This is a genomic window from Micromonospora sp. CA-246542 (assembly GCF_050942905.1).
In the GTDB taxonomy this organism is placed as follows: domain Bacteria; phylum Actinomycetota; class Actinomycetes; order Mycobacteriales; family Micromonosporaceae; genus Micromonospora.
The window spans coordinates 1,440,376-1,465,623 of record NZ_CP192040.1; the positions used below are offsets into that span (position 1 = coordinate 1,440,376).

At 72.5% G+C, this 25,248-nt stretch carries 23 protein-coding genes, 3 tRNA genes and 1 pseudogene; 20 read left to right on the forward strand and 7 right to left on the reverse strand.

What is annotated here, in order from left to right; genetic code table 11:
* The first annotated feature begins 209 nt into the window (after positions 1-209).
* Together ACQP0N_RS06815 and ACQP0N_RS06820 are read left to right on the forward strand one after the other, a co-directional pair.
* Positions 210-1,241 (forward strand): 3-isopropylmalate dehydrogenase, encoded by a 1,032-nt coding sequence (locus ACQP0N_RS06815; protein ID WP_396801647.1) that lies wholly within the window; start codon positions 210-212, stop codon positions 1,239-1,241.
* Positions 1,242-1,403: 162 nt separating this feature from the next.
* Positions 1,404-2,501, forward strand: coding sequence for a branched-chain amino acid aminotransferase (locus tag ACQP0N_RS06820; RefSeq protein WP_433118491.1), 1,098 nt, complete (start codon positions 1,404-1,406; stop codon positions 2,499-2,501).
* 46 nt (positions 2,502-2,547) lie between these two features.
* Here ACQP0N_RS06820 and ACQP0N_RS06825 read toward each other — a convergent pair whose 3' ends face one another.
* From ACQP0N_RS06825 to ACQP0N_RS06835, 3 genes are all read right to left on the reverse strand, one after another.
* Complete coding sequence (locus tag ACQP0N_RS06825) at positions 2,548-3,300, reverse strand: tyrosine-protein phosphatase (protein ID WP_433121480.1); 753 nt, start codon at positions 3,298-3,300, stop codon at positions 2,548-2,550.
* 50 nt (positions 3,301-3,350) lie between these two features.
* Entirely contained in the window at positions 3,351-3,809 is a 459-nt protein-coding gene (locus ACQP0N_RS06830; protein ID WP_355051506.1) for a PRC-barrel domain containing protein, read from the reverse strand.
* A 126-nt stretch (positions 3,810-3,935) separates the two neighbouring features.
* Complete coding sequence (locus tag ACQP0N_RS06835; protein WP_433118495.1) at positions 3,936-4,466, reverse strand: carboxymuconolactone decarboxylase family protein; 531 nt, start codon at positions 4,464-4,466, stop codon at positions 3,936-3,938.
* A 246-nt stretch (positions 4,467-4,712) separates the two neighbouring features.
* Between ACQP0N_RS06835 and cimA the strand changes: the two genes are divergently transcribed.
* Positions 4,713-6,296 carry a citramalate synthase gene (gene cimA, locus ACQP0N_RS06840; protein ID WP_433118497.1) on the forward strand — a complete coding sequence of 528 codons (1,584 nt, stop codon included), beginning with the start codon at positions 4,713-4,715 and terminating at the stop codon, positions 6,294-6,296.
* 91 nt (positions 6,297-6,387) lie between these two features.
* Here the strand turns inward: cimA and ACQP0N_RS06845 are convergent, their stop codons facing one another.
* Entirely contained in the window at positions 6,388-7,386 is a 999-nt protein-coding gene (locus ACQP0N_RS06845; protein ID WP_433118499.1) for an endonuclease/exonuclease/phosphatase family protein, read from the reverse strand.
* A gap of 295 nt (positions 7,387-7,681) precedes the next feature.
* Here ACQP0N_RS06845 and ACQP0N_RS06850 point away from each other — a divergent pair, with 295 nt between their 5' ends.
* The 9 genes and pseudogenes from ACQP0N_RS06850 to ACQP0N_RS06890 all read left to right on the forward strand — a co-directional run bounded on the left by ACQP0N_RS06850 (position 7,682) and on the right by ACQP0N_RS06890 (position 14,976).
* On the forward strand, positions 7,682-8,191 hold the full coding sequence (locus ACQP0N_RS06850) for a hypothetical protein (RefSeq protein WP_433118502.1): 510 nt from the start codon (positions 7,682-7,684) through the stop codon (positions 8,189-8,191).
* Between the two features lie 230 nt (positions 8,192-8,421).
* Entirely contained in the window at positions 8,422-9,471 is a 1,050-nt protein-coding gene (locus ACQP0N_RS06855) for an AAA family ATPase (protein WP_433118504.1), read from the forward strand.
* Positions 9,468-10,478, forward strand: a pseudogene (locus tag ACQP0N_RS06860) (DUF58 domain-containing protein); the annotation flags it as partial. The gene ACQP0N_RS06855 and the pseudogene ACQP0N_RS06860, both read left to right, overlap by 4 nt.
* 10 nt (positions 10,479-10,488) lie before the next feature.
* A complete protein-coding gene (locus tag ACQP0N_RS06865) occupies positions 10,489-11,448 on the forward strand; it encodes a VWA domain-containing protein (protein WP_355051513.1) in 960 nt (319 codons plus the stop codon).
* A gap of 34 nt (positions 11,449-11,482) precedes the next feature.
* Positions 11,483-12,343 carry a S1C family serine protease gene (locus ACQP0N_RS06870; RefSeq protein WP_433118507.1) on the forward strand — a complete coding sequence of 287 codons (861 nt, stop codon included), beginning with the start codon at positions 11,483-11,485 and terminating at the stop codon, positions 12,341-12,343.
* A gap of 99 nt (positions 12,344-12,442) precedes the next feature.
* Positions 12,443-12,739 (forward strand): hypothetical protein, encoded by a 297-nt coding sequence (locus tag ACQP0N_RS06875; RefSeq protein ID WP_433118509.1) that lies wholly within the window; start codon positions 12,443-12,445, stop codon positions 12,737-12,739.
* 34 nt (positions 12,740-12,773) lie between these two features.
* Positions 12,774-13,199: an alternative ribosome rescue aminoacyl-tRNA hydrolase ArfB gene (arfB, locus tag ACQP0N_RS06880; RefSeq protein WP_396801670.1), complete on the forward strand. Its 426-nt coding sequence runs from the start codon at positions 12,774-12,776 to the stop codon at positions 13,197-13,199.
* Between the two features lie 110 nt (positions 13,200-13,309).
* A complete protein-coding gene (locus ACQP0N_RS06885) occupies positions 13,310-14,308 on the forward strand; it encodes an aldo/keto reductase (RefSeq protein WP_433118512.1) in 999 nt (332 codons plus the stop codon).
* Between the two features lie 74 nt (positions 14,309-14,382).
* Entirely contained in the window at positions 14,383-14,976 is a 594-nt protein-coding gene (locus tag ACQP0N_RS06890) for a TetR family transcriptional regulator (RefSeq protein ID WP_433118514.1), read from the forward strand.
* A 21-nt stretch (positions 14,977-14,997) separates the two neighbouring features.
* Here the strand turns inward: ACQP0N_RS06890 and ACQP0N_RS06895 are convergent, their stop codons facing one another.
* Together ACQP0N_RS06895 and ACQP0N_RS06900 are read right to left on the reverse strand one after the other, a co-directional pair.
* Positions 14,998-15,861 carry a 3-methyladenine DNA glycosylase gene (locus ACQP0N_RS06895; RefSeq protein WP_433118516.1) on the reverse strand — a complete coding sequence of 288 codons (864 nt, stop codon included), beginning with the start codon at positions 15,859-15,861 and terminating at the stop codon, positions 14,998-15,000.
* Between the two features lie 34 nt (positions 15,862-15,895).
* Positions 15,896-17,371, reverse strand: a complete 1,476-nt coding sequence (locus tag ACQP0N_RS06900; protein ID WP_433118518.1) for a hypothetical protein — start codon at positions 17,369-17,371, stop codon at positions 15,896-15,898.
* Positions 17,372-17,545: 174 nt separating this feature from the next.
* Here ACQP0N_RS06900 and ACQP0N_RS06905 point away from each other — a divergent pair, with 174 nt between their 5' ends.
* The 4 genes from ACQP0N_RS06905 to ACQP0N_RS06920 all read left to right on the forward strand — a co-directional run bounded on the left by ACQP0N_RS06905 (position 17,546) and on the right by ACQP0N_RS06920 (position 19,102).
* Positions 17,546-18,349, forward strand: a complete 804-nt coding sequence (locus ACQP0N_RS06905; RefSeq protein WP_357131201.1) for a fumarylacetoacetate hydrolase family protein — start codon at positions 17,546-17,548, stop codon at positions 18,347-18,349.
* Between the two features lie 108 nt (positions 18,350-18,457).
* A tRNA-Gln gene (locus ACQP0N_RS06910) sits at positions 18,458-18,529 on the forward strand.
* Between the two features lie 136 nt (positions 18,530-18,665).
* Positions 18,666-18,738: transfer RNA gene (locus ACQP0N_RS06915), tRNA-Glu, on the forward strand.
* A 291-nt stretch (positions 18,739-19,029) separates the two neighbouring features.
* A tRNA-Glu gene (locus ACQP0N_RS06920) sits at positions 19,030-19,102 on the forward strand.
* A gap of 373 nt (positions 19,103-19,475) precedes the next feature.
* On the opposite strand, the gene ACQP0N_RS06925 is transcribed toward ACQP0N_RS06920, so the two are convergent.
* Positions 19,476-20,162 carry an IclR family transcriptional regulator gene (locus ACQP0N_RS06925; RefSeq protein WP_091671614.1) on the reverse strand — a complete coding sequence of 229 codons (687 nt, stop codon included), beginning with the start codon at positions 20,160-20,162 and terminating at the stop codon, positions 19,476-19,478.
* 49 nt (positions 20,163-20,211) lie between these two features.
* On the opposite strand from ACQP0N_RS06925, the gene leuC reads away from it, so the two are divergent.
* The 4 genes from leuC to ACQP0N_RS06945 all read left to right on the forward strand — a co-directional run bounded on the left by leuC (position 20,212) and on the right by ACQP0N_RS06945 (position 25,234).
* Positions 20,212-21,657 carry a 3-isopropylmalate dehydratase large subunit gene (leuC, locus tag ACQP0N_RS06930; RefSeq protein ID WP_355051522.1) on the forward strand — a complete coding sequence of 482 codons (1,446 nt, stop codon included), beginning with the start codon at positions 20,212-20,214 and terminating at the stop codon, positions 21,655-21,657.
* A gap of 14 nt (positions 21,658-21,671) precedes the next feature.
* Entirely contained in the window at positions 21,672-22,259 is a 588-nt protein-coding gene (gene leuD, locus ACQP0N_RS06935; RefSeq protein ID WP_433118521.1) for a 3-isopropylmalate dehydratase small subunit, read from the forward strand.
* A 171-nt stretch (positions 22,260-22,430) separates the two neighbouring features.
* A complete protein-coding gene (locus ACQP0N_RS06940; protein ID WP_433118523.1) occupies positions 22,431-23,102 on the forward strand; it encodes an HU family DNA-binding protein in 672 nt (223 codons plus the stop codon).
* A 143-nt stretch (positions 23,103-23,245) separates the two neighbouring features.
* Positions 23,246-25,234, forward strand: a complete 1,989-nt coding sequence (locus ACQP0N_RS06945) for an endonuclease/exonuclease/phosphatase family protein (protein WP_433118525.1) — start codon at positions 23,246-23,248, stop codon at positions 25,232-25,234.
* Positions 25,235-25,248: the final 14 nt, after the last annotated feature.

Genomic DNA, 25,248 nt, shown 5'->3' on the forward strand with positions numbered 1-25,248 from the left:
GCAGTTGACGTCGCGTCGTCACGACCACCGTTCGCGGGCCCCCTGACCCGCTGTCCCTCACCGTAGGCAGCGCACATGATCGCTACATGAATCCCAGCTGAGAGCCTGCTGTGCATCCTCTCGTCTCAGATTCTGGAAGCTTCGTACCGGGAGTCGGGACGGCGACGTACCGTTGCCGGACAGGGCAGTCGAGCGTGGGGAGAGCGGGCGTGGCGCGGATCGCGGTGGTGGCCGGGGACGGCATCGGGCCCGAGGTGGTCGCGCAGGCCCGCAAGGTCCTCGACGCGGTGCTTCCCGGTGTGCAGGCGACCGAGTACGACCTCGGCGCCGCCCGCTGGCACCGTACCGGAGAGGTCCTGCCCGACTCGGTGCTGACCGAGCTGGCCGGGCACGACGCGATCCTGCTCGGCGCGGTGGGTGACCCCACGGTGCCGCCGGGTGTCCTGGAGCGCGGACTGCTGCTCAAGCTCCGGTTCGCCTTCGACCAGTACGTCAACCTGCGCCCCTCGCGGCTCTGGCCCGGCGTCGCCGGTCCGCTTGGCAACGTGAAGCCGGGCGAGGTCGACCTGGTGGTGGTCCGCGAGGGCACCGAGGGGCTGTACGCCGGCGCGGGCGGGACGTTGCACCGCGACACGCCCGCCGAGGTCGCCACGGAGGAGAGCCTCAACACCCGGCACGGCGTGGAGCGGGTGATCCGTGACGCGTTCGCCCGGGCCGGTCGTCGGGAGCGGCGCAAGGTCACGCTGGTGCACAAGACCAACGTGCTGACCCACGCCGGGTCGCTGTGGTCGCGCGCCTTCGCGGCGGTCGCCGCCGAGCACCCGGACGTCGCCACGGAATACCAGCACGTCGACGCGGCCGCGATGTTCCTGGTGACCCAGCCGCAGCGCTACGACGTGGTGGTCACCGACAACCTCTTCGGCGACATCCTCACCGACATCGCCGCCGCCGTCACCGGCGGAATCGGGCTGGCCGCCAGTGGCTGCATCAACCCCGAGGGCGCGTACCCCTCGATGTTCGAGCCGGTGCACGGCTCGGCACCGGACATCGCCGGGCAGGGCGTCGCGGACCCGGTGGCCGCGGTGCTCTCCGTGGCGCTGCTGCTGGAGCAGCTCGGGCACGCCGAGGCGGCGGCCCGGGTCGACGCGGCGGTCGCCGCCGAGTTGGCCGGCCGTACCCCGGGCGTGACGCTGCGCACCGCCGAGGTCGGCGACCGGCTCGCCGCCCACGCCGTAGCCTGACCGCCCGGGCCGCATCGCGGCCGGGGCGGTCTTCGCCTGTCCGGGCAGTCCACCCGGTCCCGAGCGGCGCTACCTTCTGAACGGTCGTTCGGGGTAAGTTTCTGGCACAGCCATGTCGGTGTGCGATCCCGCATGCCGTTGTCCCGCAGGGAGGTCAGCGCGATGAGCGGTGGTGACAAGCTCGACTTCGAGATCCGTCCGAATCCCGCGCCGGTATCCGCCGCCGACCGGGCTGCCCTGCTGGCCAACCCGGGGTTCGGCCGAGTCTTCACCGACCACATGGTCACCGTCCGGTACGCCGACGGCAAGGGCTGGTACGACGCCCGGGTGGAGGCGCGGGCGCCGATCCCGATGGACCCGGCCAGCGCGGTGCTGCACTACGCGCAGGAGATCTTCGAAGGGCTGAAGGCCTACCGGACGGCCGACGGTGGCGTGACGATGTTCCGGCCGGACGCCAACGCCGCCCGCTTCGTCGACTCGGCCAAGCGCATGGCGATGCCGGCGTTGCCGCCCGAGGTGTTCGTCGACTCGCTGCACAAGATCATCGAGATCGACCGGGAGTGGATCCCGACCGGCGAGGACGGCAGTCTCTACCTGCGGCCGTTCATGTTCGCCAGCGAGGTCTTCCTCGGCGTCCGCCCGGCCAACGAATACCTGTACATGGTGATCGCCTCGCCGGTCGGCGCGTACTTCACCGGTGGCGTCAAGCCGGTCACGGTCTGGGTCTCGCCGGACTACACCCGGGCGGCGCCCGGCGGCACCGGCGCGGCCAAGTGCGGCGGCAACTACGCCACGTCGCTGGCGGCCCAGGCGGAGGCCATCGAGGCGGGCTGCGACCAGGTGGTCTTCCTCGACGCCGTGGAGCGCCGCTTCGTCGACGAGTTGGGCGGCATGAACGTCTTCTTCGTCTACGACGACGACACGGTGGTCACCCCGCCGCTGACCGGCACGATCCTGCCGGGCATCACCCGCGACGCGATCATCACGCTGGCCGGCAAGGCGGGGCACCAGGTGCAGGAGCGGCCGGTCTCGTTCGCCGACTGGCAGGCCGACGCGGCCAGCGGTCGGCTGCGCGAGGTCTTCGCCTGCGGCACCGCCGCGGTGATCACCCCGATCGGCGGGGTGCGCTTCCCCGACGGCGAGTTCCTGATCGGTGGCGGCGAGCCCGGCCGGGTCACCATGTCGCTGCGTCAGCAGTTGGTCGACATCCAGCGTGGCAAGGCCGCCGACCCGCACGGTTGGGTGCACCAGGTCCTCTGACGTCCGTCGGGCGACCGGCCCGTCGAACGGGCCGGTCGGCCGCGTCCTACCCCTCGTCGAGCAGGTGGTCGCGCAGGGCGGCGAGCTGCTTGTCGGTCACCCCGGCATGGCGCAGGTACGCCTCGATCGAGCCGTGCCCCTCGCGCAGCTCGTCAAGGAACATCTGCATGGCCTCGGCGGGCGACGCCAGGAACGGCGCCGGCACCTCCGCGCCGTCCGGCATGGTGGCGGCCAGCCAGGCGCTGAACCGGGCCGACGCCTCGCTGCTCAGCGCGTAGTCGGCGGTGATGTCCGCGTCGTCGACGCCCAGCACGGCGAGCGTCAGGGCGCACACGATGCCGGTACGGTCCTTGCCGGCCACACAGTGCACGACGACCGGGGCGTTCGCCGAGTCGGCGATCAGCCCGATCGCCTCGCCCAGGCCCGCGGTGCCGGTCTGGGCCAGGTCGGCGTAGCGGTCGGCGAGGTAGCGCGCCAGGTCGGTGCCCTCTTCGTGCGGCGTCAGCGACCAGTCCTCGTGCTCCGGGTGGATGTGCCGGTACGTCAGCCCCTGGTAGGCCGGCACCCGACCGTCGCGCTCCACCTCGGTGGGGCGGCGCAGGTCGACGACGGTGCGGATGCCGATCGCGGCGAACGCGTCGCGGTCCTGCTCGTCGAGCCGGTGCAGGGAGTCGGAGCGGTAGAGGCGACCACGGCGTACGGTGCGGCCGTCGTGGCCGAGGTAGCCGCCGACGTCGCGGAAGTTGAAGGTCGCGGGCAGCGTGATGTGACGTTCGTCGTCGATGGCGTCCACGTGCACACGGTAACGGCCGGTGGGCTCATGTCCCACCGGCCGTCGGGTCGGATCGGTCAGCGCGCGGTGCCCGGGGGGAGCGCGCCGTACGTCTCGTCGTAGTAGCCGCCGAGCTGGTCCCGGTACGCCGGGTCGCTGTGGCTGGCCTCGTCGTACTCCGGGGCGGCCTTGATCTGGTCGCGGGTGCGGTCGACGGAGACGGTGCGCTGGTCGTGGTCGACCAGGTTGACCGTGCCGGCGGGCAGCATCACCTTCTTGCCGAAGACCCACGGCCCGGTGTCCACGACCAGGTAGCTGCCGCCGACCTCGTGGCTGGCGCTGTCGATCTTGCCGACACCGCCGTCGCTGGCCTCGACCTTGTAGCCGACCAGGTCGGCGTCGGCCACGCCGGCGGTGTCGCGGTAGCGCCACGGGTCGAACGTGCCGGCCGGCGCGCCGCCGGCCACGGCGCCCTGGTCGCCGCCGCGCAGCGGGTCCGGCCCGGCGTGGGCGGTGTGCGGGTCGATCCTGTCCATGCCGTTCGCTCCTGACTGTCGCCGACGTGGGCTGTCTTGCTGCCCCCTGGGGAGCTACCCGGCGGCGGGGGCCCGGAAACGGCGACCGAGCCCAGGCGCAGGCCGGTCCGGGTCGCACGCGGCGCCTCAGGACAGGGCGGCCTCGGCGTCCAGCGTGACCGCCGCCGCGTGGACGACGGCGGAGATCCGCAACGCCTCGTGCACCTGTTCCCGGGGTACGTCACGACGGCGCAGCGCCTTCTCCTGCGTCCGGAGGCAGATCTCGCAGCCGATGATCGCGGAGACGCCGAGGCACCACAGCTTGAAGTCGCTCTTGTCCACGCCGGGACGGGCGACGAGCCGCATGCGGAGGCGGGCCGGTATCGAGGCGTACTCCTCGTCGCCCAGGAGATGCGTGCCGCGGTAGTAGATGTTGGTCATCGCCATGACGGCCGCCGCGCCCTTGGCCGCCTCGACGCCGTCCGGCCCGAGGTGGTCGAGCGCCTCGGCGGCGATCTCGCGAAGTACCAGCGGGTTGCGCGCGGCCACCGCGCAGGCCAGCGCCGTGCCCCACGTCCGCGCCGGGGTCAGCGTCGACGCGCCGATCGTCGAGTCGAGGTTGTGCGCGATGTCCGTGGCGTACGCGGGCAGGGCCGCCCGGATCGTGTCCAGTCCCACGGGTCAGCCCTCGGCGGGTGGGGCATCGGTATCGAGCGACACGGTGAGCACGGGGCCTCCTTGTGGGCGGGATGTCCCACCATATGGATTGTCTCTCCCAAAAGCGGAAGCGGGTGGCAGAGTAGCGATCGTGACCTGCACCGCCCTGATTATTGCGACCTAGCGCGCCGGCTCTCCCCTCCGCCGAGCGCGCAGACCTCCCGCATCCCGCGGGGGGTCTTTTTGTTGCTCCGAGAAAGGATCCTGATGACGTTCCAGGTCTTCGACACGACGTTGCGAGACGGCGCCCAGCGCGAGGGGCTCACCTACTCGGTGGTCGACAAGCTGGCGGTGGCCCGGCTGCTCGACGAGTTCGGCGTCGGGTTCATCGAGGGCGGCTGGCCGGGCGCGGTGCCCAAGGACACCGAGTTCTTCCGCCGCGCCCGCACCGAGCTGACCCTGCGTCACGCCGTGCTGGTGGCGTTCGGCGCCACCCGCAAGGCCGGTGTCGCGGTGGCCGACGACCCTCAGGTGCGCGGCCTGCTGGACGCGCAGACCACGGCGGTCGCCCTCGTCGCCAAGGCCGACATCCGCCATGTCGAGCGCGCGTTGCGCACCACCGGTGCGGAGAACCTGGCGATGATCCACGACACCGTCACCCACCTGGTCGCCGAGGGACGCCGGGTGTTCGTCGACGGTGAGCACTTCTTCGACGGCTACCGCCACGACCCCGCGTACGGCGCCGCCGTGGTGCAGACCGCGCTCGCCGCGGGCGCCGAGCGGATGGTCCTCTGCGACACCAACGGCGGGATGCTGCCGTCCCAGGTGACCGCCGTGATCAACGACCTGACCGACCGGCTCGGGGTCGACGCCGCGCTGTTCGGCATGCACGCCCAGAACGACACGGCCTGCGCGGTTGCCAACACGATCGCCGCCGTCGAGGCGGGCGTCCGTCACGTGCAGGGCACCGCCAACGGGTACGGCGAACGCCCCGGCAACGCCGACATCTTCGCGGTCGTCGCCAACCTCCAGCTCAAGCTCGGCATGCCCGTCCTACCGGACGGCTGCCTGGCGCAGATGGTGCGGGTCTCGCACGCCATCGCCGAGATCGCCAACATCGCCCCCGACACCCACCAGGCGTACGCCGGGGCCGCCGCCTTCGCCCACAAGGCGGGGCTGCACGCGAGCGCGATCAAGGTCGACCCGTTGCTCTACAACCACGTGGACCCGTCGGTGGTGGGCAACGACATGCGGATCCTGGTGACCGAGATGGCCGGCCGGGCCAGCGTCGAGCTCAAGAGCCGTGAGCTCGGCCTGGACCTGGCCGACCGTCCGGAGGCGCTGACCCGGGTCACCAAGCGCGTCAAGGAGTTGGAGGCCGGAGGTTGGTCCTTCGAGGCAGCCGACGCCTCGTTCGAGCTGCTCGTCCGCTCCGAACTCCCGGAGGGCGGCCCGGCGCGGCCGTTCACCCTCGAGTCGTACCGGGTGCTGGTCGAGCACCGTGAGGACGGCGCGGTCGTCTCCGAGGCGACCGTGAAGATCCGGGTACGCGGCGAGCGGGTGATCGCCACGGCGGAGGGCAACGGCCCCGTCAACGCGCTGGACGAGGCGCTGCGGGTCGGGTTGGCCCGGCACTATCCGCAGTTGCGCGACTTCGAGCTGGCCGACTACAAGGTGCGCATCCTGGAGGGCAGCCACGGCACGGGCGCGGTGACGCGGGTGTTGCTGGAGACGGCCAACGGCACCGGCCGGGACTGGACGACGGTGGGCGTACACCCCAACGTCGTCGAGGCGAGCTGGCACGCCCTGGTAGACGCCCTCACCTACGGCCTGGCCCCCACCCCGGTCTAACCCCACCCGTCCCTCGCGATCTTGCACTTTGTGTCGACGAGACGTGGCTTTTGTTGCTGATGCGGCGACAGAAAGTGCAAGATCGGCGGGGTCAGGGGGCGGGGAGACGAAGGGTGGCCAGGACCGGGCGGTGGTCGGACTTGGGGAGGGGGAGCACCTTTAGCTCGTTGACGGCTATGCGGCGGTCGACGAGGACGTGGTCGATCGTGACTGGGGGGATCAGGTCGCCGTCGTACGGGCCCCACGTGCCGGTCAGCCCCTTGCCGGTGGCGTCGGCGGCGTCGACGTAGCCGGTGCGCAGCAGCGCCCTCAATGGACCGTGGTCGAGGGTGGCGTTGAAGTCCCCGGCGAGGATCCGCAGCTCACCGTCGGGCGTCGCGGGTGGTTGGGCGGTCAGGTCGGTACGCCACGCCTCCACCTGGTCCAGCGCGGACGGCGCCGACGGGTGGGCCGACTCGACACGGACCGGTGGCGCCCCGGGAACGGCCACGGTGCCGTACGCCTGGCTGAACCCCCAGCCGCCCTGGCCCCGGTTGTGCCTGATGCCGACGTCGCTGATCGGCCAGCGCGAGTAGAGCCCGGAGCCGGGCGTGCCGTCCTGCGCGTTGAGCTGGCGGTGGGGGAGCAGCCGGTCGAGGCCGAGCCGGTCCAGCGCGGCCTGCGCGTCGGGCGTGAACTCCTGCACGGCGAGCACGTCGACCCGGTGCCGCCGGACCAGCTCCACGAGCGCCGACGCGTCGGCGGCCCCGGCGAGCAGGTTCGCGGTGAGCAGCCGGATCGTCGGGCCGGTAGCCGTCGGCTGCGGCGCGGCCAGCGCCCGGGGCGCGACCACGCCGAGTAGCGCCACCACGGCCAGGGCCGCGACCGCCGCCGGCCACCAGCGCCGCAGGGCGACGCTGAGCCCGAGTGCCAGCACGCTCACTCCGGCGACGTACGGGGTGAAGGCGAGCGCCTGCACCAGCGGTCCCCGGTCCAGCCCGGCCAGACGTACGGCGGCCCAGGCGGCCGTGGGCCCGACGACCACCCAGCAGAGGGCGGTGCGGATCAGACGTCGGCGCGTCGGCGCGGGCAGGTCGGCGGTGACGATCATGGCGCTCAGCCTAACCGGGGTCGCGGTCGAGCGATTTCGTGAATGGTTCTCCGTTCACCTTTCACAATTATCTGACGGCTGCATGACAGGCCGATAATGCGAGATCAACTATTGACCTGCGGCTTTTCGCGGTGCTACGTTCCATCTGGTTGAAACGACGCAACTCTGAGTAGTAATCCCAGCTCAGAGCCGGTGAAACTCACCGAGTAATCAGCCGTCCAATTCATTGTTGGCAGTTATCCGTCCCGCCCCGCGGGTCGGCCGAATTCGCACGGTCACACAAGGGGGACCTGTCATGAGTACATCCTTCCGACGTAAGGCGGCAGCGATCGGGTTCGCGGTCGCGGCACTCACCCTGGCGGGTGGGGGCATCGCCGTCGCCCAGCCGTCGGCGAAGGCGCCGCAGGCGGCCGTCCAGCCGGCGGCGAAGCGGGTAGGCGACCAGCCGCCGGTCACGGCCGAGTCGGCACGGTCGGCCAAGGCCGCGCTGAAGGCTGGCGACGCCAGCACCCTGGCGACGGCCACCTACTACACCGTCGTCAACGCCAACGGCACCAAGGTCCGCGGCACCGGCACGCTCATCAAGTACGGCGCCGGCCAGTACGAGGTGCAGTTCGGCGTGAACGTCTCGACCGGCGCCTACCTGGCGACCATCTCGAGCGCCAACTCCTGCTGCGTCCCTCCCCCCGGCGAGGTCTCGGTCGCCCCGCGGCTGGGCACACCGAACGCGGTCTTCGTCCAGACCTTCAACTCGTCCGGCGTGCCGGCCGACCTGGGCTTCACGCTGCTCACGCACACCTTCTGAGCGAGGTGACACGGCCCGGCCCCCGCGCACCCGCGCGGGGGCCGGATCACGTGTCGGGCCCTCGACCGGCGTGCCCTCCTGGTCGCCCCCGTGGGTGATTCGACCCCGTGCGGCCGGCTCGCGTGGCTCGTCACTCTTTCGCGCGGCTCATGCCCGTTGCGGGTGCTCCCGGCCGGTCCGGCCCGCACAATCCCACGTTTGCCGGGGGTCCCGGCCGGGAAGCAAGCACCGTGACGGACATCTCGGACACCCTGGCCAGCATGCCCACCTCGGTCGATCCCGAGCCGACCGGCGCCGACCTGGAACAGACCCTCTTCGAGGTCAAACGCGTGATCGTCGGGCAGGATCGGCTCGTCGAGCGTCTGCTCACCGCACTGCTCGCCAACGGGCACTGCCTCCTGGAGGGCGTGCCCGGCGTGGCCAAGACCCTCGCCGCGCAGACCCTCGCGACCGTGGTCGGCGGCACCTTCTCCCGGATCCAGTTCACCCCGGACCTGGTCCCCTCCGACATCGTCGGCACGCGGATCTACCGGGCCTCGAAGGAGACCTTCGACATCGAGCTCGGCCCGATCATGGCCAACCTGGTGCTGGCCGACGAGATCAACCGGGCGCCCGCCAAGGTCCAGTCGGCGTTGCTGGAGGCGATGGCCGAACGGCAGGTCTCCATCGGCGGGCGCAGTTGGCCCGTACCGGTGCCGTTCCTGGTGCTGGCCACCCAGAACCCGATCGAGTCCGAAGGGGTCTACCAGCTCCCCGAGGCGCAGCGCGACCGGTTCCTCATGAAGGTGGTCGTCGACTACCCGAGCGACGCCGACGAACTGGCGATCCTCTACCGGATGAGCAGCGACCGGCCCAGCGCGCGCCAGGTGCTCGACCCGCAACGACTGCGACACCTCCAGGGGCTCGCCGAGCGGATCTTCGTCCACCACGCACTGGCCGAGTACGTGGTCCGGCTGATCCTCGCCACCCGCGACCCGGGCCGGTTCGGCCTGGCGGAGATCGCGCCGCTGCTCGCGTACGGTGCCAGCCCCCGGGCCACGCTGGGCCTGGTCGCCGCAGCCCGGGCGCAGGCGCTGTTGCGCGGGCGGGAGTACGTGCTGCCCGAGGACGTCCGGGAGTTGGCGGTGGACGTCCTGTCCCACCGACTGGTGCTCTCCTTCGACGCCGTGGCCGACGGGGTCTCGGCGGAGAGCATCGTCCGGCGGCTCGTGGAGGCGGTGCCCCCGCCCCGGGTGGGCACCGGGCACCACCAGCAGACCGCCGACCTGGCGACGGCATGAGACGCGCCGCCCGTGCGTCGGTGAGCACGGCATCCGATCCCGGCCTGGCCGAGCTGACCCCCGACCAGCGTCTGCGCCGACTCGAACTGACCGTCACCCGGCGACTCGACGGACTGCTGCACGGTCAGTACCGGGGCCTGCTGCCCGGGCCGGGTAGCGAACCCGCCGGCAGCAGGGAGTACCGGCCGGGGGAGGACGAGGTCCGCCGGATGGACTGGGCGGTGACGGCCAGGACCGCGGTGCCGCACGTCCGCCAGGTCGACGCCGACCGGGAACTGACCACCTGGCTGCTCGTCGACTCCAGCGCCAGCATGGAGTTCGGCACCGCCGAGCTGGACAAACGGGAGCTGGCGGTGACCGCGGTGGCGGCCGTCGGCTTCCTGACCGCCGGCGTCGGCAACCGGTTGGGCGCCCAGGTGTTGGGCGCCGACGGGATGCGACGCTTCCCGGCCCGCTGCGGGCGTACCCATCTGCTCGGTCTGCTGCGGGCGTTGCTCGCGGCCCCCCGTGCCAGCGCGCCCACCCGTGGGCCGGGGCAACGGTCGACCGCGCCGGCTCCGGAGCTGGCCGACGGGCTCGACGCGTTGCAGCGGGTGGCCAACCAGCGTGGACTCGTGGTGGTGGTCTCCGACTTCCTCGACGGCCTTCCGGACGACCCCGCCGATCCGCCGCCCTGGGAGCGGACCCTGCGCCGGCTGTCCGCGCGCCACCAGGTGCTGGCAATCGAGGTGACCGACCCCCGTGAGCTGGAACTGCCCGACGTCGGCCTGATCACGCTCGTCGACCCGGAGACCGGCCGTCGCCGCGAGGTGTGCACATCGGACCGTCGCCTGCGGGAGCGCTACGCCGCGGCCGCCGCCGCCCAGCGGGATCAGGTCCGAGCGGCGTTGCGCCGCAGTGGTGCGACACACCTGGGGCTGCGTACCGACCGCGACGTCAGCGCGGACATCGTCCGCCACGTGCACGCCCAGCGACGGATGGCCGCCGCGCCGGCCGGGGCCGCCCGGGAGGTGCCGCGTGAGCTGGGAGTCCCCGCTGCGGCTCTGGCTGCTGGTGGGCGTGCTCGCGCTTGTCGTCGCGTACCTGGTGGTGCAGCGCGGACGCGCCCGCTACGCCGTCCGCTTCACCAACCTGCGGCTGCTGGACCGGGTGGCGCCCGAACGGCCGGCCTGGCGTCGGCACGTACCCGCCGGGCTGTTCCTGGCCATGCTGGCATTGCTGGTGGTCGGCTTCGCCCGGCCCACCGCCGAGGTCCGGGTGCCCCGCGAGCGGGCCACCGTGATGGTGGCCGTAGACGTGTCCACCTCGATGCTCGCCACCGACGTCGAGCCGGACCGGCTGGCGGCGGCCAAGCAGGCGGCCCGACGGTTCGTCGAGGGCCTGCCCGACGAGTTCAACGTGGGGCTCGTCGCGTTCGCCGGCAGCGCCGCCGTCCTGGTGCCACCGGGCACCGACCGGGACGCCCTCGACGAGGGCATCGGCCGGCTGGCCGAGGGGGTGACCGGGGTCCAGGGCACCGCGATCGGTGAGGCCATCAACACCTCGCTCGGAGCGGTCAAGAGCCTGGACAGCGAGGCCGCGAAGGAACCACCGCCGGCTCGGATCATCCTGCTGTCCGACGGGGCCAACACCTCGGGGATGGACCCGATGGAGGCGGCGGCGGAGGCCGTCGCGGCGAAGGTCCCGGTGCACGCGATCTCCTTCGGCACCCCGTCGGGGTTCGTGGACCGGGGCGGACGGCCGATCCAGGTGCCGGTCGACGGGCAGACGCTCCGGGCCGTCGCCGACGAGACCGGCGGGATGTTCCACGAGGCCAGCACCGTCGACGAACTGCGCGCCGTCTACGACGACATCGGCAGCTCGGTCGGCTTCCGCACCGAACGCCAGGACGTCTCGGCACGGTTCATCGGCCTCGGACTGGTGTTCGCGATGGGGGCCGCCGCCGGATCGATGCGCTGGTTCTCCCGGCTGCCCTGACCCGCAGCGCCGACGTCGACCGTGAGGAGTACGCATGGCAGTGCAGACCGGACTGGGCGAACCGCGCGGTCCCTGGTTCATCTCGCCGGATCTCGATCCGGACGGGCGAGGATGGTGGGACGCTCCCGGCTCGGGCCGTGACCCCGGGGGGCGCCGGCCCGGTCGGTTACTCGCCGCGCTTGCCGTCGTGGCGGTCTCGGCCGTCTCGGGCGCGCTGGCCGGGGGCGTGGTGGCCAGCCGGGACGGTGCCGGCGGGCCGGCCGCCGCGTCCGCCGCGCCGGTGCCGGCGGAACTGGTCACCGCCGCCGAGCGGACGGTGCCCGGTGTGGTGTCGGTGCTCGCCGGCGGCGCGAACGGCGCGTCCGCGACGGGCTCGGGATTCGCCATCGACGACCAGCAGCACCTGGTCACCAACGACCACATCCTGGCCAAGGGCGGCGGCGGACCGGTGACGGTGGAGCTGCCCGACGGCCGCCGGTACGAAGCCGAGGTGGTCGGCCGGGAGGCCGGCAGCGACCTGGCGGTGCTGAAGGTGCCACCGTCGGCCGGACTCGCCCCGCTGCCGCTGGCGAAGCCCGGCGCGACCCGGGTCGGTGAGCCCGTGCTGGCGGTGGGCTCACCGCTGGGCCTGTCCGGGACGGTCACCGCCGGCATCGTCAGCGCGCTGGACCGTCAGGTGCGGTTGGGCAACAACCGGCACCGCGCGGTGCAGACCGACGCGTCCATCAACCCCGGCAACTCGGGCGGACCGCTGGTCAACGCCCGGGGCGAGGTGGTCGGAGTGAACACCGCCATCGCCACCATCGACGGCAACGGCTCGATCGGAATCGGCTTCGCCATCCCCATCGAGCAGGTCCAGCAGACCGCCGACACGATCATCGGCAAGGGTGGCTGACCTGCCCGAACGGACCTGCCGGCCGCCTCCAGTGTCGGATATCCGGCCCCACGTCATCGCAGGATGGAAATATGACGCTCGATATGGATACTGGCTGAGGTGGAGCGTCCTCTTCTCACGGTTCTCCTGCTGGTGGGCCTGATCATCGGATGGGCGGTGGGGTCGGCGTACACCCGGGCGCGGCGCGGGTGGACCGACTACCAGACCGCGAAGAAATCGGTGCCCGGCGCTCGCCGCGGCGCGTGGTTGCTGGTCCGCGGGGTCGCCGTGAAGGCCGCGGTCGTGGGGTTGCTGCTGTTCGGCGCGGTGGCGTACGCCGCGGTGGGTTCGGACGACGAGACCGCGGGCCCGGCACCCACCTCGTCCACGACGCAGGATGAGCCTTCGCACCGGTGACCCGGTGCGACTCCCGGCGGGCTAGCCTCGGGGCGTGGACGACGGACTGCGGGTGACCGACCGGTGGGTCGTCCCCGCCGGGGAGCTGCGGGAGCGTTTCTCCCGTTCGTCGGGCCCCGGTGGGCAGGGCGTGAACACCGCCGACTCCCGGGTCGAGTTGAGCTACGACCTGGCGAACTCGCCGTCGGTGCCCGACTGGATCCGGTCGCGGGCGCTGGAACGGCTCGCCAACCGCCTGGTGGACGGCGTGTTGACGATCGCGGCCAGCGAGCACCGGGCGCAGCTTGCCAACCGGGAGGCGGCCCGCGAACGAATGGTCGCGTTGTTGCGCGAGGCCGCCGCGCCGCCTCCGCCACCGCGTCGGGCGACCAGGCCGTCCCGGGGTGCCAAGGAGCGCCGGTTGGCCGAGAAGAAGCGCCAGTCGCAGCGCAAGCGCGACCGCCGCGTCGACGGCGAGTAGCGGAACCGAGATCGCTTCCACGGGTCCTGCTGCCTTCGAATGACAGAATCTGGAATCTGTCAGCCGATCGGTGTACTGTCGTCCGGGTACCCCACGTGAGAGGAAGACCGATGGACACCCGCACCCTCGGCAGCAACGGCCCCACCGTCTCCGCCCTCGGGCTCGGCCTGATGGGCATGTCCGACCTCTACGGCCCCGCCGACGAGGCCGAGAGCATCGCCACCATCCACGCCGCCCTGGACGCCGGCGTCACCCTGCTCGACACCGGCGACTTCTACGGCATGGGCCACAACGAGATGCTGCTTCGCGACGCCCTGCGCGGCCGCAACCGCGACAACGCGGTGATCAGCGTCAAGTTCGGCTCGCTGCGCGACGTCGACGGCAACTGGATCGGCCACGACCTCCGACCCGTCGCGATCAAGAACTTCCTGGCGTACACGCTGCGCCGACTCGGCACCGACCACGTCGACATCTACCGCCCCGCCCGGCTCCCGTCGGACGTGCCGGTCGAGGACGTGATGGGCACCCTGGCCGACCTGGTCAAGGCCGGCCACATCCGGCACATCGGCCTGTCCGAGGTGAACGCGGAGACGCTGCGACGGGCCAACGCGGTGCACCCCGTCGTAGATCTCCAGATCGAATACTCGTTGATCTCCCGCGACCCCGAGGCCACGATCCTGCCCACGGCCCGCGAGTTGGGTGTCGGTATCACCGCGTACGGGGTGCTGTCCCGGGGCCTGATCAGCGGTCACTGGACGCCGCAGCGCCAGACGACCGCCCGCGACTTCCGCGCCGACCTGCCCCGGTTCACGGGCGCGAACCTGGACCGCAACCTCGCCCTGGTGGACGCCCTGCGCGCCGTCGCCGAGGCGCGGGGCGTCACCGTGGCGCAGATCGCCATCGCCTGGGTGATGTCCCGGGGCGAGACCATCGTGCCCCTGATCGGCGCCCGCCGCCGGGAGCGGCTGACCGAGGCGCTCGGCGCGGCCGCGGTCACCTTGACCGAGGCGGACCTGGCCGCGATCGAGGCCGCCGTACCCTCCGACGCGGTGGCCGGCAGCCGCTACGGCGACGTGCAGATGGCGATGCTGGACAGCGAGCGGGCATGACCGCTCCGTCGTGGCGCGACAGCCGGGCCGGGGGGCGCGCCACGACCGGCGACGTCGTCAGGGAGGCTGGGACGATGAGCGACGCCACCGCCCTGACGGCCGACCGCATCCTCGACACCGCCGAGGAGGTGCTGCGCCGGTACGGCCCGGCGAAGGCCACCGTGCTCGACGTGGCCCGCGCGCTGGGCGTCAGCCACGGCAGCGTCTACCGGCACTTCGCCAGCAAGGCCGCGCTGCGCGAGGCGGTGGCCGAACGCTGGCTGGCCCGGGTGTCGACCCCGCTGATCGACGTCGCCACCGCAACCGGTCCGGCCTCCGAGCGGCTGCGCCGGTGGCTGGCCGAACTGAGCGGCACCAAGCGGCGGATGGCCCGCGAGGACCCGGAGCTGTTCGACAACTTCCATCAGCTCGCCACGCTCTCCGAGGGAGCGGTCGCCAACCACCTGGAGGTCCTCGCCGGTCAGCTCAGTCTGATCGTCGCCGACGGGGTGGCCGCTGGCGAGTTCACCGTGCCCGACCCGGCGGTGGCCGGCCGTGCGCTGCTCCAGGCCACCGCACGCTTCCACCACCCGTCGCACCGGACGGAATGGGATGAGCCGGGCCTCGACGACGATTTCGACGCCGTCGTCGCGCTGCTCCTCGACGGCCTGCGGGCCCGCCCGCGCTGACCTCGCCCGTGGCTGCACGCCCTAGGGGACGGCGGCGAGCAGCCGGTCGCGGAGCACTGCCGCGCGGTCGGCGAACCCGCGCTGCGCCGTCGCGTACTCGGCCCGACCCTCCGGCGTCTCCACCCGCACCGGCGGATGACCGAGCGCCGCCAGGTCGTACGGGCTGGCCCGCATGTCCAGCGTGCGGATCTCGCGGGCCAGCTCGAAACAGTCCGCCACCAGCTCGGACGGGACCAGGGGCGACAGCTTGTACGCCCACTTGTAGAGGTCCATGTTGGCGTGCAGGCAGCCCGGCTGCTCGTTCGCGTGCTGCGTCTCGCGTGTCGGGTTGAGCACGTTCAACGGCCGGGCCGGCGGAGTGAAGAACCGGTACGCGTCGAAGTGGCTGCACCGCACGCCGCGCTCCTCGACGACCTCGGCGGTGCGCTCCGGGGCCAGCCGCAGCGGCCAGGCGTTGTGACGCAGCTCCTCGCGGGTCTGCCGGTACACCATCGCCCACTCGTGCAGCCCGAAGCAGCCGAAGTGCGGCGTCCGGCCCGCCGTGGCCGCCAGCAGCGAGCGGATCCACGCGATCGAATCGCCCCGTCTGAGGCGTACCCCCTCGGTGTCGAGGGTGACCCCGGCGGACGTGGCACGGTAGTCCCGGCCGAATTCGGCCGGGTCGGCGTCGCGCAGCTCGACGCCCGCGCCGGGATGCCAGCGGCGTAGCTGCGCCGGCCGGTGCGAGTAGTAGGTGAAGAGAAAGTCCTCCACCGGATGCCGCTCGCCACGATGACGCCGCGCCAGGTGCGGCGTCAGCCAGGCGTCCGCCCGCTCCTCGTGGGCCCGGCGACGGGCCTGCCAGGTCGCCACGTCGAGCACGGCGGGGGCGAGGGCGGCGGTCACGGAACCCAGGGTACGACCGCCGCCCGCACGCCGGTCAGGGCATCTGCACCCGGACGCCGGCCGAGAACACCCCGCTGCGCAGCTCCAGCTGCCGGGGCGGGTCCCGACCGTCGACGGTGAAGACCAGCGGGAGCACCACCCGACTGCCCGCGGCCACTGGGTTGGCGAAGACGTCCCGCCCCAGGTTGGCCGCCCGGGTGGCCGACTCGTCCGTGCTCACCCAGCGGTTGCCGGGCAGGTAGGCGCGCTGCAACTGGCCGTGCCAGGGCTGCTGGGACCCGGTGAGGTTGCGCACACCCACGGTGGCCTGACAGCTCCGCGCGCCCGGCGGTGGCGCGCTGGCCCCCGGGGCGGTGGCCGCGCTGCCCGCCGCGCCGCACGTCATCCGGTAGACGGTGAACTCGAACGCGGATTCCCGCAGCGGCACGCCCATTGGGCCGGCGACCCCGGTACCCCGCCATGCGCCACTGGTCGGTTGCTTCTGGGTGTCGATCGACGAGACCTGCCGGGTCGCCGTCCAGCCGGCCGTGCCGATCACCCCGGCCAGGACCACCACCGCAGCGCCGACCAGCAGCCAGACCGGCGGCGTACGCCGGCGTCGGCTCGGGCTCGGCGTCGCCGGGCGGGGGTAGATCGTTCCGTGCCCACCGTCCGCCAGGGCGGCCGCGGTTATCCGTCGTCCGCGGCGGCCCCGCCGTCGACGCCACACCCACGCCACGGCGGCGCTGATCAGCAACAGGATCCCCAACCCGGCCAGCAGCACCGGGTACCGCCGCCACGGCGGCGCCTCGGTGGCCTCCGCCGCCGGGGCTGCGGCGGCCGCCTGCCAGGTGGCGGTGGCGCAGTCGTACGGCCGGCTGCCGTCACTGGTGAACGCGCACGCCGGTGCCGTCAGCGGCTGGCCCGGCGCGGTCGCGGTCAGGGCCGTGCCCAGCGTCGTGCTGCTGTGGGCCGGCAACCGCAACCGCCACGTCACCTCGGCCGTCGACCCGCCGGACCGGCTGGACCGGCCGCCCGCGCTGATCGCGGTCGCCGACGATCCGGACGGCAGCTCCTGACGCACCGTGGTGTCGACCGGCGAGTTGCCCACGTTGCGGACGTGGATCCGGTAACGCGGCGCCGGACTGCTCTCGGGCGCTACCGCCACCGTGACCGGAGGCGGGGGCGCCGGAACGACGGCCCGCGTGGGCGTCGCCACCGCCGGGGGCGCCGAGGGCGGCGTGGGCTCCGCGCTGGTCGCCCGCGCGGCCACCGGCACCGCCGGTCCGACCGTCGGCCCGGTCATGGGCGGCGGCGCGGCCGGTCGTGGCGTGCCGGCTGGTGGTGGCGCGGCCGGCGGTGGCGTGACGACCGCCGGTCGTGGCGCGGCCGGCGGTGGCGTGACGACCGCCGGTCGTGGCGCGGCCGCCGCCTCCGGGGCCGCCGCGGGCAGGGCCGGCACGGCGGCGAGGATGCCGAGGCAGTGTACGAACACTGCGAGGGCTCTGTGGTGTCGTGTCGATGCAGGCATACGAACGAACCTCCGGAGCCGACGCTAGGGCTGCCCGGCCTCCGTGCGGGTACGAAGTGCGGAATCCCGCCTCGGCCGCCCCGACCTGCGCTAAGGTGCCGCGACACTGACGGGTTGCGCACACCCGCCGGGCGTTCTGGCCGGTGGACGCGTCGGCGGGGCTAGATTGGCCGGGTGCGTATCGCTCGTTTCGCTCATGCCAAGGGAATGTCGTTCGGAGCCGTCGAGGGCGAGCCGGAGGCCGGGCCGCAGGGCCTGACCATCGCCGAGATCGAGGGTCACCCGTTCGGCCAGCTCTCCTTCAGTGGGGCCCGCTGGGCCCTCTCCGACGTCCGGCTGCTCTCGCCGATCCTGCCCAGCAAGGTGGTCTGCGTGGGCCGCAACTACGCCGACCACGCCGCCGAACTCGGCAACGACGTGCCCAAGGAACCGTTGCTCTTCCTCAAGCCGTCCACCTCGGTGATCGGGCCGCGCGACGCGATCCGGCTGCCGATCTTCTCCAAGCAGGTCGAGCACGAGGCCGAGTTGGCCGTCGTGATCGGCGCTCCGGGCGCCCGCCGGGCCGACCGCGCCGCCGCCGAACGCGCCATCTTCGGCTACACCTGCGCCAACGACGTGACCGCCCGGGACCTTCAGCGCTCCGACGGGCAGTGGACCCGGGCCAAGGGCTTCGACTCGTTCTGCCCCATCGGCCCGTGGATCACCACCGGTCTGGACGTCTCCGACCTGGAGATCCGGTGTGAGGTCGGTCGCAACCCCGACGAGATGGAGGTACGCCAGCTCGGCCGGACGAAGGACATGGTCTTCGATGTGCCCGGCCTGGTGTCGTACATCTCGCACGTGATGACGCTGCTGCCCGGCGACGTGGTGCTCACCGGCACTCCGGCGGGGGTTAGTCCGCTCGTCGAGGGGGATACGGTCTCCGTGCGGATCGAGGGCATCGGCGAGCTCAGCAACCCGGTGGTCCCCGTCGCCTGATCGGTCTGATGCCCCCGTTTCCGCAGCTCAAGGGCGTTTCGGGGGGATCGGATTTGGCCTGCCGGCACCGGGAGGGTAATGTTCACTCCCGGCGCCGCAAGGGGCCGATGGGGTATGGGGTAATTGGCAGCCCGACTGATTCTGGTTCAGTTAGTCTAGGTTCGAGTCCTGGTACCCCAGCGCAGCTGGGATTCGCGAGAATCCCGGACGCTGGATTCTGACGGAGTTCGACTCCGTCCCTGCGGGGGCGGAGGGTGGTCTCCGGTGGAGTGCAGCTCCTCCGCCCGACAAGGGTGGGGGAGCGAAAAGTTGTTCTGGCCCCGTCGTCTAGCGGCCCAGGACGCCGCCCTCTCAAGGCGGTAGCGCCGGTTCGAATCCGGTCGGGGCTACATCGTGCACAGCCCGTCTCACTACGGTGAGGCGGGCTGTTTCGTGTCCGCCGCCAGCCTGCCGGTCGTGGCCTGGTTTGTCGTGGCCTGCCGGTCGTGGCCTGGCTTGATCGACTCGGCTTGCAAGAAACCGTGGTGTCCTGAGCCGGCAGACGGCCCGGTTCACGAAACCCGAGTCGATCTGGGCCGCCCGACGTGCGGCCGTTGCCCGTACCCGGTTCTCGCCCTCGCGGGCGGTGCCGCTAGACTACAAGCCGCGCCGCCCGCGAGGGCGGTGAACAGGAAAGTTCTGGCCCCGTCGTCTAGCGGCCCAGGACGCCGCCCTCTCAAGGCGGTAGCGCCGGTTCGAATCCGGTCGGGGCTACAACCAAAGGCTCACCTCGCCCAGCGAGGTGAGCCTTCTCCATATCCCCACCCCGGCCCAACCCCACCCGGCCCCCACCCGGGTCGGCCCTCCGGCCCACCCCGGTGATCAAGAGGTTCGCGTCATCGGTTTCGGCGTGTCGTGACGCAAACCTCTTGATCGCCGGGAGCTAGCGGACAAGCCGGCGGGCGGGGTCGGCGGGACCCCGGTCGGGGTTACTCCCGCCCGCCCCGGTCATGCTCCGGCCCGGCTCCGTCTCGTCCCGTCCCGTTGATCATGAAGTTATTGCCACCTGCGTCGGCGTGTCGGGACAATAACTTCATGATCAACGGGGGCAAGCGCGCGGGGGCGGGACGGGGTGCGGGGTGCGGGGTTAGAGGCCGGAGAGGCGTTGGCCGGCTCGCACCACGGCCATGGCGTGGCGTTCGCCGGGGCGGCGGCCGAGGCGTTCGATCGGGCCGGAGATGCTGATCGAGGCGATCACGCGGCCGGTGCGGTCGCGGATCGGTGCGGAGACGCTCGCCACACCGGCCTCCCGCTCGGCGACGCTCTGCGCCCAGCCCCGGCGGCGTACCTCGGCCAGCGTTCGGCCGGTGAACTTGCTGCGCGGAAGCAGCGGCATCACCGCCTCCGGCGGCTCCCAGGCGAGCAGGATCTGCGCCGCCGAACCGGCCGTCATGGGCAGCACCGAGCCTACCGGGACGGTGTCCCGCAGGCCGCTGGCGCGCTCCGCGGCGGCCACGCAGATCCGCTCGTCGGCGCGGCGCAGGTAGAGCTGGGCGCTCTCACCGGTGGCGTCGCGCAGCGCGGCGAGCAGGGGCTCGGCGGCGGTCAGCAGGACGTCCGGTGCGGCGTTGGCCAGCTCGCCGAGCCGAGGCCCGGGGCGCCAACGGCCCTGGGTGTCCCGGACCAGCATCCGGTGGATCTCCAGGGCCTGCGCCAGCCGGTGTGCGGTGGCTCGGGGCAGCTTGGTGCGTTCAACGAGTTCGGCAAGGCTGGCGCCGTCGACACAGGCGGCCAGGATGACCACCGCCTTGTCGAGAACGCCGACACCGCTCATACTGTGTCCCACAAGCCGAAACTTACCTCCCAGAATTTAGGATGTCCAGATGGTGGGAGTCACTCCTGAGCCGAGGACCCTGGCCGAGAAGGTCTGGGACGCGCACGTCGTACGGTCCGCCGCTGGTGAGCCGGACCTGCTCTTCATCGACCTGCACCTGCTGCACGAGGTGACCAGCCCGCAGGCGTTCGACGGGCTCCGGCTCGCCGGGCGTCGGGTGCGTCGTACCGACCTGACCCTCGCGACCGAGGACCACAACACCCCGACCGGGTACGCGGATCCGGCGTTCCGGTCCCGCCGTGGTGACCTGCTCACCATCGCGGACCCGACGTCGCGTACGCAGATCGAGACGCTGCGCCGCAACTGCGCCGAGTTCGGGGTGCGGCTGCACCCGCTCGGCGACGACAACCAGGGCATCGTCCACGTCATCGGCCCGCAGCTCGGGCTCACCCAGCCGGGTCTGACGATCGTCTGCGGCGACTCGCACACCGCCACCCACGGCGCGTTCGGGGCGCTCGCCTTCGGCATCGGCACCAGCGAGGTGGAGCACGTGCTGGCCACCCAGACGCTGCCGCAGAGCCGGCCGAAGACGATGGCCGTGAACGTCACCGGCCAGCTCGCGCCGGGCGTCACCGCCAAGGACCTGGTGCTCGCGCTGATCACCCAGGTCGGCACCGGCGGTGGCCGTGGGCACATCGTGGAGTACCGCGGCGAGGCGATCCGCAACCTCTCCATGGAGGGGCGGATGACCATCGCCAACATGTCCATCGAGTGGGGCGCCAAGGCCGGCATGATCGCGCCGGACGAGACGACCTTCGCGTACCTCAAGGGTCGGCCGAACGCGCCCCAGGGCGCCGACTGGGACGCGGCGCTCGCCTGGTGGCGGACGCTGCCCACCGACGAGGGCGCGCGCTTCGACGCCGAGGTGACGCTGGACGCCAGCCGGATCACGCCGTTCGTCACCTGGGGCACCAACCCCGGCCAGGGCGCGCCGCTGAGCGCGCCGGTGCCCGACCCGGAGGAGTTCACCACCGACGCGGAGCGTGCCGCCGCACGCCGGGCCCTGGAGTACATGGATCTGCGCCCCGGCACCCCGCTGCGGGAACTGCCCATCGACGTGGTCTTCGTGGGCTCCTGCACCAACGGCCGTCTGGAGGATCTGCGGGCCGCCGCCGACGTGCTGCGCGGGCACCGGGTCGCCGACGGGGTGCGGATGCTCGTGGTGCCCGGCTCCGCCGCCGTACGCGAGGCCGCCGAGGCCGAAGGGCTGGACAAGGTCTTCGCTGACGCGGGCGCCGAATGGCGGTTCGCCGGCTGCTCGATGTGCCTGGGCATGAACCCGGACACGCTCAAGCCGGGCGAGCGCTCCGCCTCCACCTCCAACCGCAACTTCGAGGGCCGGCAGGGCCGGGGCGGACGTACCCATCTGGTGTCCCCGCCGGTCGCCGCCGCCACCGCCGTGGTCGGCCGGCTGGCCGCCCCCGCCGACCTGTAGAAGGGACCGACGAGATGGACAAGTTCACCACCCACACCGGTACGGCCGTGCCACTGCGGCGGTCCAACGTGGACACGGATCAGATCATCCCGGCCGTGTACCTCAAGAGGGTGACCCGGACCGGCTTCGCCGACGGGCTGTTCAACGCCTGGCGGGAAGACCCGGCATTCGTGCTCAACGATGAAACCTATTCCGGGGCGTCGATCCTCGTCGCCGGTCCGGAGTTCGGCACCGGATCCTCGCGTGAGCACGCCGTCTGGGCCCTGCGGGACTGGGGCTTCCGGGCGGTCGTGTCCCCGCGCTTCGGTGACATCTTCCGCGGCAACGCACTCAAGGAGGGCCTGCTGCCGGTCGAGTTGGAATTGAAAGCCGTCGAGGAGTTGTGGGATCTCGTCGAGGCCGATCCGACCACGCCGGTGACCGTCGACCTGACCGCCCGACAGCTCCGGGCCGGGGACGCGACCTGGTCGTTCCCGCTGGACGACTTCAGCCGCTGGCGGCTCATCGAGGGCCTGGACGACATTGGACTCACCCTCCGACACGCCGCCGACATCGACTCCTACGAGGCCAGCCGAGCGCCGTTCCTGCCGTCCGTGGCATAGCCGTACGCGTACCCCACATCGGATTTCGCCCTCACCGGTCCAACCGGTGGGGGCGAATCCGTTACGACACAAGGGCTTTTTTCCGCCGAATGTTTGTGTCCGGGCACTACAGGGCATACGGTGCGCGCAGAATGGCTCGCGTCGAGTCAGTTGCACAATCGGGAGGAAGTCGTGAACAAGGCCGAGCTCATCGAGGCGCTCGCCGTTCGCCTGGGGGACCGGAAAACGGCGACGGCCGCGCTCGACGCGGTCCTCACTGAGGTCCAGGCGGCGGTCACCAAGGGCGAGAAGGTGGCGATCACCGGATTCGGAGCATTCGAAAAGCGTGTCCGTGGCGCACGAACAGCGCGCAACCCGCGTACCGGCGAGGCGGTGAAGGTCAAGAAGACGTCCGTCCCGACCTTCCGTCCCGGCGCTGGGTTCAAGGAGATGGTGGCCAGCGGCAAGGTGCCGAAGGCCACGGTGGCGGCGAAGAAGACGGCGACCACCACGGCGAAGGCGGCCGGCACCAAGGCCACGGCCGCCAAGGCCAGCGCCACCAAGGCCAGCGCCACCAAGGCCAGCGCCACGAAGGCGGCCAGCAAGAAGACGGCCCCGGCCAAGGCGAGCAAGACCACCACGGCCACGAAGGCGGCCAGCAAGAAGACCGCCCCGGCCAAGGCGAGCAAGAGCACCGCGACCAAGACGGTCGCCAGCAAGAAGACCGCCCCGGCGAAGAAGAGCGCCGCGGCGACCAAGTCCGCCACGGCGAAGAAGACCACCGCGGCGGCGAGCAAGAGCACGGCGGCCAAGAAGGCTCCGGCGAAGAAGGCTCCGGCCAAGAAGGCGGCCAGCAAGCGCTGACCGACCGAGCTGCGAGGGGCGTCCACCGCGTGGTGGACGCCCCTCGTGCGTGTCGGAACCGTTGACCCGACCGGGCGGTACGCGCAGAATCGCCGTGCCGGCTCCCCCTTCGAGTCGGTCCGTCGACGGGAAGTGGGGCGCCGGTGCGCTACCGCCAGCTCACCACCTCATCGCTCGCGCTGGGCGTCATCCTGCTCATCGACGTGCTGCGCGTCTGGCTACCCGGCATCATCACCATCTTCGGGCAGGCCGCCTCCACTCCAGCCGAGCTGATGGGCGCCTTCGCGCTCGGCTGGTTCGTCCTGGCGTTGGGCGCGCCGGCACTGGTCCGTCGGCTCGGTGCCCGCCCGGTGACCGTCGCCGCAGCCGTCGTGCTGGCCGTGGCCCGGCTCGCGCTCACCGCGACCCCGGGCGGCCGCCCGCAGCTCTGGTTGGCCACCGTGGGCCTGATGGCCGGGCTGGTGTGGCTGGTCGGCGTCGCCGCCGGCACCGACCGCCCGGTGCCGGGGCTGGCGCTCGGGCTGGCGGTCAACGCCGTGGGTCACACGCTGCTGGACACCTACGACCTCGTCTGGCGCGGCGGCTGGGCGGCCTGGCTGCTCAGCGTGGTCGCGGTGGCGCTGTTCCTGCTCGACGCCGCCCTGCCCGCCGCGCCGCCCGGTCCCGGCGGGTCCCGATCGTGGCTGCTGTTCGGGCCGACCCTGCTGCTGTCCGGCATGGTGGCGCTCGCGCCGGCCCTGGCACAGGCCGGGATGTCGTACCTGCAAGCGGATGGGGCCGTCGCCCGTTCGCCGCTGTTCGGCCTGGCGGCGGTGCCGGTCGCGGTCGCCGGATTCCTGCTGGCCGCGCTGGCGGGCTCGACCCGGCCGTGGACCCGCCCACTCGGGCCGGTGGCCCTGCTGGCGGGCGCGGTGCTCTTCGCCCTCGACCGTGGCGATCTGCTGGTCGCGGCCATGCTGCTCAGCGCCGTCGGCCTCGGCGCCTGCCTGGCCCTCACCGACAGCGCCGGCCGGACCGACAGCGCCGGCCGGACCGACAGCGCGGGCCGGACCGACAGCGCGGGCCGGACCGACAACGTGGGCCGGACCGAGAGCGCCGGCCCCGACCGGGTCCGGGCGGACGAGGCGGGCGATGGACGGCGGGCGGCGGCCCGCCGGGGGTACGCGGTGGCTGCCGGCATGCTCGTCTTCGTGGTCGGTTCGATCGGCTACTACTCCGCCTACGACCTCGGCTACCCCAACGCCGCCGTGCCGGTGGTGGTGGCCGGGGTGGTCGCCGTGGTGGCGGTGACGGCCCGTCCCATCGGCCGCCGGCTCCCCGGACCGTTGTCGCCCCTGCCGACCACGGCCGTGGTGACCGCGCTGGCCCTGCTCGCACCGCTGGTCAACGAGGAACTTCCGGTGGCCAGCAACCGGGATGGCCCGCCGGAGCGGTTGCGGGTGGTGGCGTACAACATCCGGATGGGCTTCGGCCTGGACGGCCGGTTCGACCTGGCCGGACTGGCCACCGCGATCGACCGGCAGCGACCGGACGTCGTGCTGCTCAGCGAGGTGGACCGGGGGTGGCTGCTCAACGGCGGCCACGACACGCTGGACCTGCTGTCCGACCGGCTCGGCATGCCGTACGTCTTCGGGCCGGCCGCCGACCCGGTGTGGGGTGACGCGGTGCTCAGCCGCTGGCCGGTCACCGCGCCGGAGTCCCTGCCGTTGCCGGCCGTCGGGGCGCCGACCGGCGCGCAGGCGCTCGCCGTGACCCTCGACCTCGGCGACGAGGTGCGTACCGCCGTGGTGAGCACCCACCTCCAGCCGCCGCCCGGCCGGGGACCGGTGGTCCAGGCCCGTGCGGTCGCCGACTTCGCCATCCGGTACGCGGCGGGCCGCCCGCTCGTCGTGGCCGGCGACCTGAACACCGAGCCGGGTGACGAGGCGTTCGGCCAGTTCACGGGGGCGGGTCTGGTGGACGCGTTGGCGGCCGCCCGGCCGCTGGCGACCAGCCCCGCCGACGACCCCCGGCAGCAGATCGACCACGTCTTCGTCTCACCCGGTCTGACGGCGGCGGAACCGGTCGCGCCGCGTGGCGAGGCCAGCGACCACCTGCCGGTGGCGGTGACCGTCACCCTGCCGCCCCGCTGACCCGCTGCGTCGGG